This window comes from Sphingobacterium humi (genome assembly GCF_009768885.1).
GTDB lineage: Bacteria > Bacteroidota > Bacteroidia > Sphingobacteriales > Sphingobacteriaceae > Sphingobacterium > Sphingobacterium humi.
The window spans coordinates 74783-89778 of the sequence record NZ_WSQA01000014.1 but is presented as its reverse complement, the minus strand read 5'-3'; the positions used below and the strand labels follow the sequence as shown (position 1 = coordinate 89778).

Below are 14996 nucleotides of genomic sequence, written 5' to 3'. Positions count from 1 at the left end.
CGTTAGTAAGGAAGCCGATGGTAAACCATTACTAGCTGTCGCTCCTTAGAAGACTGCTGAGGTAGTGGTTCTTCCGTAAAATTATTCAGGTAGGGAGCAAAGCTTTCGTAGGTCTCCATACTTTCAATTATGCCCCCCGCCCCTAAACGATCTGCCTGATATACATTCGAAAGACCTTCAGTCGCCTCTAGGAGAGCAATTTCGGACTGCCCTACGGCAACACCTTGATATCCGGTTTGAAACAATGAAAGGTCATTTAATGTATCTCCTGCGACTAACACTTCGCCAGCGGTGACCTCCAAATGAGCTACTAACTTTTTCAGTGTACTTCCTTTATTCACCCCCTTAGGAAGAATATCCAAATATTTATCCACAGAGGTAATCACATCACAACCTTTTTGTTCTGCAATAGCGTGCACCTTAGCTAGATTGGTATTTTCATCGTAGTAATACGAACAACGACGTTGCTGAGGAACACCTTGATACACCAAACTGGGAACCGCTGAAAATGCTTCCTGAAGTTCATATACCGATGGCCAATTACGTTCAATCTCATGCTGGATCTCGTCAATTGCAGTGAGTGTGGCACCGTCACATACCGTTGCGCCTACATCCGCAATTATATATTGCGGCATTGGAATCGTAGGATCATTTAACAGCGGAATGACCGATTCTAGTCCTCTTCCGGTTACAAAAACCAATTGAATAACCTTATTTTCTTTAATAATCTGGTAGAGCTTTAGGCGATCATCCATTGTTCCGCCTAAGAATGTCCCATCTAAATCTGTAGCTAATAACATTATATTAATTTTTCCTCCAATTTTTTAAACCCTGTTTCTATTGATTCTTTTCCAAAAAGTATTCGATAGACAGTGGTCAAAATAGGTAGATTCAATTCCTTTTCATTCGCATAACCAAAAAGTCCTTGAGTTGCATGATAGCCTTCAGCGACCATCCCTAATTTATTCACTGCTATTTCCGCCGAGTGCCCTTGGGCTATTAATTCGCCAAAACGACGATTTCGACTGTTATTCGAATATCCCGTAACCAACAAATCACCAGCGTAAGTAGAATTTAACATTTCTCTTTGCTCAGCGGGTGTCGATGCTAAGATATTTTGCATTTCGAACAAAGCATTGCTAACAAGTACAGCCATGAAGTTATCTCCATACCCTAAACCTGTGGCCATACCACTAGCGATGCCCAATACATTTTTATAGATAGAGGCATAGCCAACTCCCATTGGGTCGTCGTTACCACAAACTTTGATGTATGGTCTTCTAAATAAAACGCTTAACCTATCGACCGTATCCTGGTTTGTACAAGACAAGCTTAGGTAGGTTAGTTTGCTTGCTGCAATCTCTTCCGAATGACATGGTCCAGCAATTGTCGCGATTTGAGTCGCTGGTATATTCAATATTCTGCTTATAAAACTGCTCGGAACTTCATTATTCGCGCCAACAGTTCCTTTCATCGCGGATAAAACCATTTTATTTGTAAAAAGAGAACTGTCAAGCTCATTACAAACCGCTTGTATCGCTGCGCTAGGAACGGCAAAAATGACAATCTGCCCCCGCTCAATCACTTCCAACAGATTATCGCTGGGAAAAATAAATAAAGGATTAAGACGCACTTGCGGAAGATAACTAGGATTACTTCCTTTTTCTTTGATATGCTTGACCTGCTCATTTCTTCTCAGATACCAATTCGTTGGGATCTTATTTTCGGTTAATATTTTTACTAAAGCAGTAGCCCAACTTCCACCACCAACAACACTTACTTCAATCAAACTTTGGGGGATTTTTTTTTGCAGAATATAGGTTCGAATTCTGCTGTTATATAATTAATGAGCAACAAAGATAGGTAAAAATAAACTAATAAGCAAATTCACCTATAATTGAAAGCGCTTTAGAGAATTCAGCACGATTTTATAACTTTGAAAAAACCGAAGAGATTTGAAGAGATTCTACAACCCGGCCCAGCTTTTTGCTGGGAGTTTTATTTTGCTAATTCTACTAGGGACCTTACTGTTATACCTACCTATGTCAAATACCGTACCTATCTCTTGGATTGATGCGCTCTTTACAGCAACAAGTGCGGTATGTGTCACTGGACTAATTGTGGTTGACACGGCCTCCGCATTTACTCCACTAGGTAAATTAATCATTATGTTACTTATCCAGCTCGGAGGATTAGGCATATTGACGTTTGCCTCCTATTTCGCCTATTTTTTTAAAGGCGGTACCTCCTACGAAAACCAACTGGCGAGTAAAGATATGGTGAATTCGGAAAAATTGGGTGAGGTCTTCCTACTCCTAAAGCGTATCATCCTCATATCCTTTTCGATTGAGGCTGCTGGCACGCTATTAATTTATCTATGTACACCCGAATTCAGACATTTGGGATTTGGACAACATCTCTTCTTTTGTTTATTCCACTCGATATCATCCTTTTGTAATGCTGGATTCTCAACTTTACCTCTTGGACTAGCAGAAAAGTCCGTCCTTTTCAATTACCCTTTTCAGTTAATCATAATTGCATTATTTATCCTGGGCGGTCTGGGTTTCCCAATTGTAATTAACCTAATTCGTTACCTGAAGCATTTGATCAATAGAATTATAAAACGATATACAGAAAATCAATTTACGCACAAACCATGGGTAATCAACATTAATAGTAAGATCAACTTAATAACAACACTGAGCATCACATTGTTCGCTACGGTATTGCTTTGGCTCTTTGAAAGTCAAGGAGCATTCAACGAACATGGAACATTTGGACAATGGGTAACCGCATTATTTACAGCTAGTACTCCACGGACTGCTGGGTATAATAGTATAGATTTTGCACACCTACAAGTACATAGCATTCTTTTTATTATCTTTTTAATGTGGATAGGCGCCTCTCCGAATTCAACAGGTGGGGGAATTAAGACTAGTACATTTGCAGTAGCGGTATTCAACATTCTCAGTTTGGTCCGTGGAAAAGAAAGATTGGAAATATTCAGACGAGAAATTGCAGAAATTACCATAAAACGTGCATTTGCCACAATGACTCTCTCTTTATTTATTATCGGATTATGCATTTTGCTCATCAGCGTATTCGAGAAAGAGTTCAGTCTACTACAAATTGCGTTTGAATGCTTCTCAGCCTACAGCACAGTGGGACTTACATTGGGAATAACATTTAAACTTTCTACTGCGAGTAAAGTTATATTGATTGCTTTAATGTTTATTGGAAGGGTCACGATGCTGTCAATAATGATCGCACTGTTCAAAAAAGTAAAGTTTACAAATTATCGGTACGCAAAGGAAGAACTAACCATAAATTAATTATATGAAATTTATTATCATAGGACTTGGAAATTTTGGCGCCTCGCTAGCTATAAAACTCACAGCCCAGGGAAACGAAGTTATTGGTGTAGACATCAAACATGAACGCATCACTGCCCTTAAGGAACACATTACGCACACGATTTCTATCGACGCTTCCGATCCTATTGCCTTTAATTCCCTTCCTTTGAAAAACACAGACGTAGTCATTGTGGCCATTGGGGAAAACGAAGGGGCGAACATTATGGTGACCGCGCTATGTAAAGAAGCTGAAGTAAAACGACTAATTAGCCGCGCGGTCAACAGTTTACATGAGAAAGTGCTCAATGCAATAGGAGTTTCCGAAATAGTTCATCCCGAAGAAGAAACCGCAGAACGCTGGTCTAAGAAACTCTGTCTTAGCGGCTTAGTCGATTCCTTTGAATTAAATCCTAACTATAGCATTGTGGAAGCTATAATTCCCAAAAAACACATAGGATTAACCATACAACAAATTGGATTCCGAGAACGCTATGAAATTCTAGTATTGACTATTCTCAAAAAAACAGAACGGGAATCTCTTATCGGAAAAAGTAGGATTGTTACCACAGTTCTACATGGAATTCCGAAACCTGATACTGTATTGCAAGAAGGTGAAATTATTGTAATCTATGGCGACAACCAGAATATTAAAGCTTTTCTAAAAAATTAATTAACTATCTATGTTTTCCTCTACAAGGTTCTGCAGCCCTCCTTTTAAACCTAGAAATATATTTTTAACATTTTCTTACCAGATAACAGCTAGCTTTTAAAGCTTAGGCATATTCAATCCAAATGCATTTCTAAAAAATAGCATTTCTCTTAGTGTATACTTTTAATATTTTTAATATGATAATAAAGGAATATAAAACTGTTGTTTACTATTCCTTTATTATTTACAGAAAAAAATTAAAGGGATACTAAAAACATTCCTGTTTTAAACCTCCATATTTTCTAATATAATTCCCATATAATAAAACCTTCTTCAAAGATTTCTTTTCTAAAACTTAATTGCCAATCCTGCATTCAGGACGGAAACGCCATACCCCAATTCAGCATAGGCACCAATCCGTTCTGTGAAGAACCATCTCCCGCCCAAAAATCCAGAAAAGCCTATTCCACTTCCATAAGAATTAGAGATATCAACGTCATTACCATCAGAAGAGTAATTTACGATATTATATCCTAGCATTGCGCCGCCATATACATCAAGCTTCGGTACTGATGAAAAGCCATTGTAGTGGTATGCTCCTCTTGCTCCAACGATGAAATAATTCCATTTGGCCGTATATCCTCCACTCGAATATTTATAACCTGTATTTCCCAGATACCCCCCAAGGCTAATAACTCCGGGGCCTCCAACTGGCCATACTCCACGGTCCAAAGATAAGCTGATAGCGGGACGTGCTTTTCCCAAGCCACCGAGAGCGGTTCCTAACCCGATTCCAGCATTTACTACTGTTGTTCCTTTCTGAAACTGTTGTGCATAACTAAAGGTTGTAATGAGCACCCCCATAATTAAGAAAATTGTTCTTTTCATTTTATATTGATTTTAGATTTAAACTATTTGGCAGGTCTATAGGTAAATTCACGGATTTCTATAAGTGCATCTGTTTTTTTGTCATAAACCTCAGCCTTAACCGGATATCCCGAGCCATTGTAGGTATACTTCCAACGATCATTTCTTGTTGCTACGACGCCTCCTTCAACCTGAGAGGTCAAAGATTGGGATCTCGCATTATTCACAGAGCCTACTTTCCATGCCCAAGGGTAATTGGTATAACGACAAGGCTTCTCGTCATAATCGCTATATTCAATAGTCACCAGGCTAATATTCTGAAGGTTGAGGACCTGTTTAATTATATTTTTACCCGTATTGTCGAACGTATAGGTATTTACCCCTATTGATTTGCCTTCTCTATCAAATAAAGCTTCAGTCACATTGTTGCCCGAATAGGTATACCTAATATTTGAAAGGTTCTCCCCCTTATTATTCTTTTGAATTGCAGAGGTGGGCTTTTTACTGTTATCATACAAGTATTCCTCACTCATGACAAGCTGGCCATTTGACCTGCGCTCCACTTTAATAGGAATGTCTCCATTATAGGTGAAATCCTCTCTTGTTACATTTCCATCTACACCATGTACAAACCTCACGGACACCAAATTCCGGTCGTTGTATTCAAATCTCATCTCTGTCTTTCCATTTGTCTTTTCTTCAATCAACAATTGTTTACTATTCCCAAATGGGCCTGCATAGCAAGGACTGTCCTCGTCCTCAGGATCACAGTCATTATTTTTCGAACAGGAGGTTGAAGCTAACGTTATCAAACAGATACATACTACTTTCAGCATTTTTGTTTTCATAGTTTCTTTTTTAATGTTTATAATAGTCCAAACGGATTAGGGATTTGCATTGACCTATCCATTAATTAATAATCCAAAATTAGACGATCGCTATTTTCTTTGGCACCCCCAAAAGGGGGTTTTTATCCCGAATGAACCTGATTATCTTTGTATTGTATTTAACCTAATTTTCAAACGATATGGCCGGAAGATATTTACTCGAGGAAAAATCATTCTTATGGAGTGTCATTTTATTGTTTGTATGGATAATCCTACCGATGAGTAATATGGCGAAGTCTGTGGATTCATTAGAGCTCTTAATCAGTTCGAAAAAGCTGACTCAAAAAGAAACAATAGAGGCATATAAAGAATTGTCAGAAAAATATAGCAACATCAATCTGAAAAAGGCGATCGAATTTGGAAAAAGGGGATTAAGATTCACCCTCCATACCAAAAACAGAACTGCAGAAGCACAGTTTTATGAAGATCTAGGATTAGCTTATCTTAAAAGGGCTGATTATGATTCGGCAATCATCTGCTTAGATCGCGCAATGCCGATAGCCCTTGAGCTCCAAGATAGAACTCTGGAGGGGACACTCCACCGTGCCTATGGCGGGGTCCATCTCTACCAAGATGACTATGATAGAGCCATGGAACGATTTAAAAAGTCGGCTAAGATATTGGAAGAAATTAACAACGATTATGAACTGTGCCGGACATATTCAGCAATCGGCGGGCTGTATAAGATGCTTAATAATGCTGATCTTGCTTTAGCATATTATAAAAAAGCTGAACCAATTGCCCTAAAAACCGGCCACCAAAGGGTATCAGCAGATGTCTATCTTGGGCTGTCCTCTATTTACAGAAAGGAAGATAAAAGTATGGATAGGTCGATCGGTTTAATTAAAAAAGCAGTTGATATTTATCGGCTACTGAAAAATAGGTATGGAGAGAGCCAATCGCTTGCCGTTCTGGCCTCCACATACAACTACTTTGGCCAGTACGACAAAGCATTGCAGGCAGCAAACCAAAGCCTCCAATTGTCTGAAAAGTTAGATTTTCCTAACCTGACCAAAACCAATGCAACAATAATATCCGCGACCTCCTATTACATTGGAAGGTATAAAGAAACTATAGATGCTGCTTTAAAAGCTATCGAGATTGACTCTTCCGATGTAAATTTGTCTAAACATGCCTTTATCCATCTTTCCCTGGCACATGGACAATTAGGGCAGATGGACTCCATGGAGCACTATGTAAACTTATTTTTCTCCAAGCTACAAGAACAAAACAACGCAAGTAACCGCAAGGCGATTTCTGAATTAGAAATTCGGTACCAGACGGAAAGGAAAGAACTCAAAATAGACTCACTGGTAAAGCAGCGCCGACTGTACATCTGGCTGGGTATAGCAGCAGGCACCCTTCTTCTAGCGACTCTATCCTTTGCCTTAATGAGGTACCGTCTTGCGGAGAGCCGCCGAAGGTTAGCTGAGGAAGAAACGCAACGGATCAAAAGGGAAAAACAGCTTGTGGCAGTCCAGGCGACACTAGATGGGGAGGCCGCCGAAAGAACACGGCTCGCGAAAGATTTGCATGATGGACTGGGAGGTATGTTATCGGCCGTCCGGCTTAATCTTCCTCAGATCCAAGTTGGATCTGCAGTCCTGGAGAGTGTTGATGTGAACCGCTTTCAGAGAGCATTGGGTATGCTAGACGATTCTATTCAGGAGCTTCGACGCGTGGCGCACCATATGATGCCAGAATCGCTGTTACGTTATGGCTTGAAGGTCTCCCTGACAGATTTCTGCACTGCTATACCCATCGTTGAGTTTCATTATTTTGGAGATGAAATCCGTCTACCTGAGAAATTGGAGGTCATGGTCTATCGCTGTATTCATGAGTTGGTCAACAACGCGCTCAAACATGCTCAAGCAACCCAGATTAATGTCCAGTTAGTTCAGGAAGCTGACCGACTATCTTTTACTGTACAGGACAATGGAAGTGGATTCGATTTGAAAACCGTTAAAGAAGGAATGGGGCTGCACAATATCAGGCAACGGGTAGAAGTATTTGAGGGGAAATTGAATATATATTCATCAAAGGAAGGAACAGAAGTACACGTGGAACTAGAACTATCAACAAATGGACAGGATAATTAATGTAGTTATCGTAGATGACCACAAGATTTTGACAGATGGGCTAAGGACTCTTTTACATGATTCTGGCATTGCCAAAGTGGTAGGCATAGCACATAGTGCTACCGAATGTAGAAATTCCATCGGTTTTTGGATGCCTGATATTTTATTATTAGATGTCTCACTACCTGATATGAGTGGTGTGGAATTCTGCAAGGAACTCACAAGTCTTTATCCCACAGTTAAGATTCTAGCTCTTACTACGCACAATGAATACAGTGTAGTCAGGCAAATTTTGGAAAATGGAGCTTCAGGATATTTAGTCAAGAATGCGATGACCGAAGAAGTCCTGATAGGTATTCAGGCTGTAGCTAATGGAGAAGTATTTCTATGCCATGAGGTAGATCTTCTGATGAAGAAGCCAAGAGAAACACAGCTATGGCTTAGCCTGCGCGAGCGGGAAATGTTGAAACTTATTGTAGAAGGTCTAACAAACACAGAGATTGCAGCAAGGATATTCCTTAGTCCTGAGACCATACGTGGTTACCGGAAAAACCTGTTGTTAAAATTAGGCGCTAAAAACACTGCTGTACTTGTCAAGATAGCTATTGAGCACAAGCTAATTTAAGATATGTTACAAATTGGATTTTTCGTCATATAACCAAACATTTAAATTTCAAACATAAAGATACTTGGAATTTTACCTCCCAGCTTTCCAGTACAGTTATCATCTTAAAATCCAATCCCTTGTTCTTCTTAATTCCTGGTATAAATTATGAAATCTAAATAGAATTGATATTTTTGGGAAAAGCAATATTGAGGATGTTCAAAAAAGTGCGTGTGTTATTGGCCCTAGGGCTGATTTTTCCCTTAAGTGGATTAATGGCCCAGAGTGATGGAGAACTGTTGGACCCTGCTGGTTATGTTACAAAATACAACCCAAGCTTTAAAGGCATTGGCCCTAAAGTGTATGTATTACCGGCTCCCCGAACCAAGGAAGAAGTATTGGTAGACTCCTACCAAGAGAAAAAAGGTTTTTACGACTCTATTGCCCGTAAGCTTGATTACCAGAATTTAATCGAAGAATATAAACAGACCTCGAATGCGGCCTACCTGCAGCAGCATTTCACTCCTTTCCCGGAAACTCCGGAGCAATGGAACAAGCTGATTCAAACCCTGCATCGGAACAATAATATCCAACTGGCGACAGGACTCACCAACGAGTATGCTTGGCAAGCTCTAAAAGGCAAAAACATAAGCCAAACGATCGGGCTGCTGATTGGTGCCTTAAATAGTATTCAAAAAACAGAGTTCAACAGAGATATGGCCATTATCCAGTTTAACTTGGCCAATGCGTATCTCTATAATGGGAATTATAAAGATGCTGATGCGCTACAGGAGCAATACCTGCAAAAAGCAGTTGACAGCAAAAGCCTAACCGAGCAAGCCGATGCCTTGGTTAAAATTGCCTTAATCCGCGCTTACGAAAAAGAATACCGCGCGGCAGAAAGCAGCATAATCCGGCGGGCGATCCCAATTTATAATAAGACCAAAGACTATAACGGAAAGATTAAAGCCTGGATTCAGCTGGCCAAGATTTATCAAATTCAAAACAAACACACCGAGGCCCAATGGTTTCTTATTCAGGCTCGTGACCTTGCTGCGGCCAAAAACATGAAGCTGGACCTTCCTGAAATCGAATATATGCTCGCCTATTCGAAGTATGCCCAGCAGAATTATAAAGTAGCCAAGCGGGAATTTGAAAAAGCCATCGAGTTGGCCGGTCAAGAAGACAATAAGGTATTACAACTCGCTATCTATGATAAGCTCGGGGAAATAAACATGATTATGGGCGACTATGAAGTCGCAGAACAGCAGCTCTCTCAGTACTGGCAATTGCGAAAAGAATTGTTCTAACAGGGCCTGGTATCAGGCGATTTCCAAACAGAACATCGGTTCAAACTGTTAAGAAACCTAAAAAAAACGTCATTTCCGTAATTGAAATGATATTTTTACGTTCTCCCATCATACGGTGTCGATATTTTAATTAAATTTAACGGCTATTGCCCTTGTTAAGGGTAAAAATGCACGCAACATGCAGGAATTGGAAAATGAATAATATTAAGGAAACCATTTATATGTTAAGAAATCTCATCCTAGGTCTTTCATTAATATCCGTAGTCGCCTGTGGGGCGAAACCGCGGGTAGATTTAGCGGAGGAAAACCTACAACTTAGACCAACCACCCAACACGAGGTCATCGCTAAGGAAGTCGCCAATTTATTGGAGAACTTTAGCTATAAACGTGTACCCATGAATGATTCCATTTCCAATATTGTCTTCAATAATTTATTGGAGGGATTGGATCAAGGGAAAAATTACCTGTTAAAATCAGATGTTGAAGACTTTCAGCAATTTAAAAATAATTTTAGTCAGGATTTTAAAGCGGGCGACCTTTCCGGTGCCTTCTATATTTTCAATAAGTATTCCGATCGCTATCTGCAATGCCTAAACTATGCACTTGAGCAAGTAGATGCAAAGCATGATTTTACCACAGAGGAGACCTATACCAGTTTTCGGGAGAAATTAGACTGGTTTACTTCAGATGCTGAATTAAAGGATCAATGGCGCAAACGTGTTAAATACGACTTGTTGAACTTGAAATTAACCGGTGCTGATTCTGCAAAAATGGATCTTGAAAAACACAAAGAAACCTTGCGCAATCGTTATAAAAACTTAATTTCTCAAGCTACCAAGACCAATGCCAATGATGCATTTCAAGTGATTATGACCTCATTTACCGATGCTGTAGATCCTCACACCACCTATTACAACCCTTCTTTTGCCCAGGCTTTCAATGAAAGCATGTCGAATACCTTAGAAGGAATTGGTGCCCAATTGCAAATGGAAAATGAAATGGTGACCATAAAGCAAATAATTGCTGGGGGCCCTGCTTTTAAAGATAAAACCCTGCAAATTAACGATAGAATTGTTGCTGTAGCTCAAGGAAATGGCGAATTTGTTGACATCATTGGATGGCGCTTAGATGCTGCTGTTGCCAAGATTAAAGGTAAAAAAGGAACCGTGGTAAGATTGAAAATATTACCGGCCGGTGCCGAACTATCAACAGCACCAAAAATTGTGACCCTAACACGAGAAAAGATCGTTTTGGAAGAAGAGTCTGCAAAACGTGAAATCAAAGTAATCAAAGGTGAAGACGGTAAGAACTACAAAGTAGGGATTATCAATCTTCCTAAATTCTATATCGACTTTGATGCTGTACGCCGTGGAGATCAGAATTATAAAAGTACCACACGTGACGTGCGTCTATTGCTAGATAGTTTGAAAAAAGATGGGGTTGATGCTGTATTAATGGACTTAAGAAATAACGGTGGTGGTTCTTTACAAGAAGCTATCGAGCTAACAGGTCTATTTATCGACAAAGGTCCTGTCGTGCAGGTTCGCGACACCAGAAACCGTGTGCAAGTAGATAGCGACCAAGATTCAGGCGTTGCTTGGGATGGCCCATTCGGCGTGATGATCAACCGGTTCTCGGCCTCGGCCTCAGAAATCTTTGCGGGTGCTATTCAAGACTACGGACGCGGCGTTGTATTAGGATCAACCTCCTATGGTAAAGGAACTGTACAAAACGCTGTAGACATGTCGCGTTTCATTAGTGCAACGAACAAATTATTAATCAAAGCTTCTGGCGAAAAAGATACTGACACTCCGAACGGTGCACCTGAATTCGGACAGATCAACATCACCATGGGTAAATTCTACCGCGTAACAGGTAGCAGTACCCAACATAAAGGAGTGATTCCAGATTTATCGTTCCCAACGCAATACTCTGCTGAGAAATTTGGAGAGAGCTCTGAGCCTTCGGCCTTGCCTTGGGATCAAATTAAGCCTTCCACTTTCGTTAAAGTGTCCGACTTAAAAGGAATAACCAGCGAGCTGAATAAAATTCACGAGGCCCGTATGACGAAGTCGCCAGCTTACACCTTCTTATTAGAGGATATCGAAGAGTTTAATAAAGTTGATTCTATCCCTTCGGTTTCTTTAAACGAAGTGAAGCTAAAAGCAGAACGTGAGAAAAACCGCATCAAAAACCGCGACCGCGTCAATAAGCAATTAAGCTTCTTAGGCTTACCTGCTTGGAAAGAAGGTCAACCACAGCCGAAATTAGAGTATGATTTTGTGCTGGAGGAAAGCGCCAATGTATTGACAGATTATATTCGATTACACAAAAAATAGGAATATAAATTTTCAAAAAAGCGAGCAAGCAATTGCTCGCTTTTTTTATGCCTTTTGCCAAGCCAAATAATGGAAATCCCTCTTTCCATTAAAAATGAAAGCATATCGCTAAAAATACCTAAGCTTAGGTATTTTTAAGCCTAACAGCTCGGCTTACATTTGTATAATCTAATTCCGTAAGATTATGAAAATGATTCTATTTGTACTCGCGCTATGCTTTAGTGCCGAGTACTTAAAAGCACAAGATATCGAGAAATTTACCGTCGTAACTGGACAGGAGCATTATGGGACGAAGAAAATCCCCACAGATATTCTAAAGCTCCTCTTGGGCACTTACAAATACGACTTCAGCGACAATGGCGAACCTATTGCCGAGCTGAGTAACGGCAATAAAGGGCGATTTCAAATGCATGGCACCCCGCCCTACCCCATTGACTATTGGATAGAAACCAATGCTGAGGGCGAGCTGCTCATTCAGCGTGGCGAAGGCAACCCAAACTTCCGCATCGTTTTAATTGTGAAATATGGCCCCAACAGTGAGACCAATGGCGGCAAATGGAATGGTGATTACAATCGAATTCCGGTAACCTTCGATATAGAAAATAAAAAAGCAGATATCTTTAGCGAACGTTACAAAAACTTGTAAAAAAACAGATTTAAAAACTATCCATTTAACAATAAAAGGAAAGTTAACTTAAACAAGCCTAAAAAGAAAAACAAACGAATGATTTGACAAAAATTTAAAGTTAGAAATTGATTAAAAATAATTAAGGGAAAAACGAAGGTGTTTTAATGCTTTTTTCAATAGGACTAGTGAACTAAATTTAAATATTCTCAATAGATTTTTTTAATAAATTAGTTCTTGTTATAAAAACAGCAACGCAAGCCACCTCCGTTTTTGAATTGTTTTCAACTTTTATAAATAATATCAAAACCACTATTTAGATTCGATTAGATCAAGCGCGCAGTATTCGTAACTGTAATGACCACCTGCATATTGATGCATACCTTAAACTAATTGAAGACCCAAGTGAGGATACCTAATTACGTATCGTGATGGCAGAGACTTTAGGATGGTTTAACTATTCCTATGTAAAATCTCAAATAATAACAGGATTAAAAGAAATAGCCAAAACAAAAATTCCAAAAGTATTAAAAGCAGAAATCAACCAATCATTAATTCGATTAAATTAAATCTAGGTTGATAATATAATAAACCAGGGCAGTTTGAACTCTTTAATAACAAAAGCGAGGTTCCCTTCTTTAAAGAAATCAATCTGAAGATTGATTTTTTATACTTTAAATTTATTTGTGACAGTACAGATTTCAAATAAATAATTTTCCAAATTGATTCTTTCTCTAATATCCTTGGAACTTTTGGCAAAAGAGTTATGATACGTTGCTAGAATTCTTTAGTCATACTCACTTCTTACTGAACTCAAATTACCCTCAGGATTTATTAGATTGATTAATTAAAAGTGCTAATTTTTGAAAGTGTAACTTTATCTTTAATTATCCTTAAATCACTTGATGCCGGAAGTTCAAAGATCTCAAGATGAAAATATTTTATGGCTGCAAATAAGTGATCAAAGAGATCCGCCATTGTCTCTTCATAAAAAGCCCATTGCGTTCCAGATGTGAACATGTATAATTCTAAAGGCAGCCCCTTATCAGTTGGTTCCAACTGTCGAACCATTAAGGTTAGCCCTTTATGTATCTTAGGATTATTTTGGCAATAAGCTTGTACATATGCTCTAAATAAGCCGGCATTTGTCATTCTACGGCCATTTACGAGCATCTCTTGGTCAATGTTATTATTGAGGTTATAACTGTTTATTTCATTTTCCCTTTTGTCAATAAATGAAGCGAGCAGGGAGATTCTACGAAGTTCATTAATTTCCTGGGTATCTAAATATCGAATGGATGAAATCTTAATATGTAGAGCACGTTTAATTCTTCTCCCTCCACTGTCTTGCATACCCCTATAGTTTTTAAAAGAGTCACTCAATAAAGTATGGGTAGGAATAGTAACAATAGTTTTATCCCAATTTTGAACTCTTACGTTGTTAAGGTTGATTTGAATTACATCTCCATCAACACCATACTTAGGCATCTCTATCCAATCTCCAACCCGAACCGAATCATTTGCTGACACTTGAATGCTTGCTACAAATCCCAAAATTGTATCTTTAAAGACTAGCATTAAAATTGCAGAAGCAGCCCCAAGGGAAACTAGGAAAGACCAAGGAGAATTTCCGGTTAATAGCGAAAAAACTAGTGTTCCTCCTAAAAAAAATAAAAAAATTTGCACTACTTGAAGATAGCTATCCAAAGGTTTATCCTTGAAAGCTTTAGTTGTTTTGGCAATATCCCTTCCTGTTTTTAATAGGCTATTTATTAAAGAATAGGTTGCTATTATTAATAAAACTGTTAAAAACTTTGACAGGATTTCCATTAGTGTCGAAAAACCTAAAAAAAGTAAAGGAAATGACTGCTGGGAAATAACTATTAAAATTAATCGGCTGAGATGTTCATTGACTTTATTTTCTAGGAGATAGTCGTCCCAATGAGTTTTCGACCCTTTAATGATTTTGAAAACTAGGGAATGGAAAACTGCTTTTAAAATTTGATTGATAATAAGAAATAACACAAACGCACCTAACAAGAGACTAAAGGATGTAAACACGTGTGCTAGATTTGGTTGAACGCCTAGTGATTTAATTAAATCATAGGTAGATTGATAAATAACACTGGTAGGATTTCCGACAATATCATCTAAAAATAAATTTTTCATATTACCAATCAAATTTACGAAATTAATATGCAGGGTGGAAATTTCATTATAGATGATTTTTGCCTTCATAATTTCAGCTACTCTTATATTAGGGAATAATTTAAGACAATAATTT

At 38.8% G+C, this 14996-nt stretch carries 13 protein-coding genes; 8 read left to right on the top strand and 5 right to left on the bottom strand.

Features of this window, described 5'->3' with window-relative positions; genetic code table 11:
- Positions 1-2 precede the first annotated feature (2 nt).
- Together GQF63_RS19710 and GQF63_RS16445 are read right to left on the bottom strand one after the other, a co-directional pair.
- Positions 3-800 (bottom strand): HAD-IIB family hydrolase, encoded by a 798-nt coding sequence (locus GQF63_RS19710; RefSeq protein ID WP_212592623.1) that lies wholly within the window; start codon positions 798-800, stop codon positions 3-5.
- Positions 800-1789, bottom strand: a complete 990-nt coding sequence (locus GQF63_RS16445; RefSeq protein ID WP_160370336.1) for an NAD(P)H-dependent glycerol-3-phosphate dehydrogenase — start codon at positions 1787-1789, stop codon at positions 800-802. Before GQF63_RS16445 ends, GQF63_RS19710 begins: the two co-directional genes overlap by 1 nt.
- Before the next feature lie 166 nt (positions 1790-1955).
- On the opposite strand from GQF63_RS16445, the gene GQF63_RS16440 reads away from it, so the two are divergent.
- Entirely contained in the window at positions 1956-3332 is a 1377-nt protein-coding gene (locus GQF63_RS16440) for a TrkH family potassium uptake protein (protein ID WP_212592622.1), read from the top strand.
- A gap of 4 nt (positions 3333-3336) precedes the next feature.
- Positions 3337-4023, top strand: a complete 687-nt coding sequence (locus GQF63_RS16435; RefSeq protein WP_160370334.1) for a potassium channel family protein — start codon at positions 3337-3339, stop codon at positions 4021-4023.
- Between the two features lie 327 nt (positions 4024-4350).
- Here GQF63_RS16435 and GQF63_RS16430 read toward each other — a convergent pair whose 3' ends face one another.
- Together GQF63_RS16430 and GQF63_RS16425 are read right to left on the bottom strand one after the other, a co-directional pair.
- On the bottom strand, positions 4351-4890 hold the full coding sequence (locus tag GQF63_RS16430) for a hypothetical protein (protein ID WP_160370333.1): 540 nt from the start codon (positions 4888-4890) through the stop codon (positions 4351-4353).
- A gap of 23 nt (positions 4891-4913) precedes the next feature.
- Positions 4914-5717, bottom strand: a complete 804-nt coding sequence (locus tag GQF63_RS16425; RefSeq protein ID WP_212592621.1) for a hypothetical protein — start codon at positions 5715-5717, stop codon at positions 4914-4916.
- 179 nt (positions 5718-5896) lie between these two features.
- On the opposite strand from GQF63_RS16425, the gene GQF63_RS16420 reads away from it, so the two are divergent.
- The 6 genes from GQF63_RS16420 (at position 5897) to GQF63_RS16395 (ending at position 13281) form a co-directional block, all read left to right on the top strand.
- Entirely contained in the window at positions 5897-7855 is a 1959-nt protein-coding gene (locus GQF63_RS16420; RefSeq protein ID WP_160370331.1) for a tetratricopeptide repeat-containing sensor histidine kinase, read from the top strand.
- Positions 7839-8459, top strand: coding sequence for a response regulator (locus tag GQF63_RS16415; RefSeq protein ID WP_160370330.1), 621 nt, complete (start codon positions 7839-7841; stop codon positions 8457-8459). The genes GQF63_RS16420 and GQF63_RS16415 overlap by 17 nt, the downstream gene beginning before the upstream one ends.
- Before the next feature lie 194 nt (positions 8460-8653).
- On the top strand, positions 8654-9748 hold the full coding sequence (locus GQF63_RS16410) for a tetratricopeptide repeat protein (RefSeq protein WP_160370329.1): 1095 nt from the start codon (positions 8654-8656) through the stop codon (positions 9746-9748).
- A 194-nt stretch (positions 9749-9942) separates the two neighbouring features.
- The gene (locus tag GQF63_RS16405; protein WP_246163585.1) at positions 9943-12087 is read left to right on the top strand and encodes a carboxy terminal-processing peptidase; all 2145 of its coding nucleotides are present in this window, start codon (positions 9943-9945) and stop codon (positions 12085-12087) included.
- Positions 12088-12271: 184 nt separating this feature from the next.
- Positions 12272-12733: a hypothetical protein gene (locus GQF63_RS16400; protein ID WP_160370328.1), complete on the top strand. Its 462-nt coding sequence runs from the start codon at positions 12272-12274 to the stop codon at positions 12731-12733.
- A 410-nt stretch (positions 12734-13143) separates the two neighbouring features.
- Positions 13144-13281, top strand: coding sequence for a hypothetical protein (locus GQF63_RS16395; RefSeq protein ID WP_160370327.1), 138 nt, complete (start codon positions 13144-13146; stop codon positions 13279-13281).
- Between the two features lie 274 nt (positions 13282-13555).
- On the opposite strand, the gene GQF63_RS16390 is transcribed toward GQF63_RS16395, so the two are convergent.
- Positions 13556-14950: a mechanosensitive ion channel family protein gene (locus GQF63_RS16390; RefSeq protein WP_160370326.1), complete on the bottom strand. Its 1395-nt coding sequence runs from the start codon at positions 14948-14950 to the stop codon at positions 13556-13558.
- Positions 14951-14996: the final 46 nt, after the last annotated feature.

Bases quoted from the DNA above. Each gene is read 5' to 3' on its own strand.
- GQF63_RS16435 (WP_160370334.1), top strand. From the start codon at position 3,337: ATGAAATTTATTATCATAGGACTTGGAAATTTTGGCGCCTCGCTAGCT.
- GQF63_RS16430 (WP_160370333.1), bottom strand. From the start codon at position 4,890: ATGAAAAGAACAATTTTCTTAATTATGGGGGTGCTCATTACAACCTTT.
- GQF63_RS16420 (WP_160370331.1), top strand. From the start codon at position 5,897: ATGGCCGGAAGATATTTACTCGAGGAAAAATCATTCTTATGGAGTGTC.
- GQF63_RS16395 (WP_160370327.1), top strand. From the start codon at position 13,144: ATGGCAGAGACTTTAGGATGGTTTAACTATTCCTATGTAAAATCTCAA.
- GQF63_RS16400 (WP_160370328.1), top strand. From the start codon at position 12,272: ATGAAAATGATTCTATTTGTACTCGCGCTATGCTTTAGTGCCGAGTAC.
- GQF63_RS16390 (WP_160370326.1), bottom strand. From the start codon at position 14,950: ATGAAGGCAAAAATCATCTATAATGAAATTTCCACCCTGCATATTAAT.
- GQF63_RS16405 (WP_246163585.1), top strand. From the start codon at position 9,943: ATGAATAATATTAAGGAAACCATTTATATGTTAAGAAATCTCATCCTA.
- GQF63_RS16425 (WP_212592621.1), bottom strand. From the start codon at position 5,717: ATGAAAACAAAAATGCTGAAAGTAGTATGTATCTGTTTGATAACGTTA.
- GQF63_RS16415 (WP_160370330.1), top strand. From the start codon at position 7,839: ATGGACAGGATAATTAATGTAGTTATCGTAGATGACCACAAGATTTTG.
- GQF63_RS19710 (WP_212592623.1), bottom strand. From the start codon at position 800: ATGTTATTAGCTACAGATTTAGATGGGACATTCTTAGGCGGAACAATG.
- GQF63_RS16410 (WP_160370329.1), top strand. From the start codon at position 8,654: ATGTTCAAAAAAGTGCGTGTGTTATTGGCCCTAGGGCTGATTTTTCCC.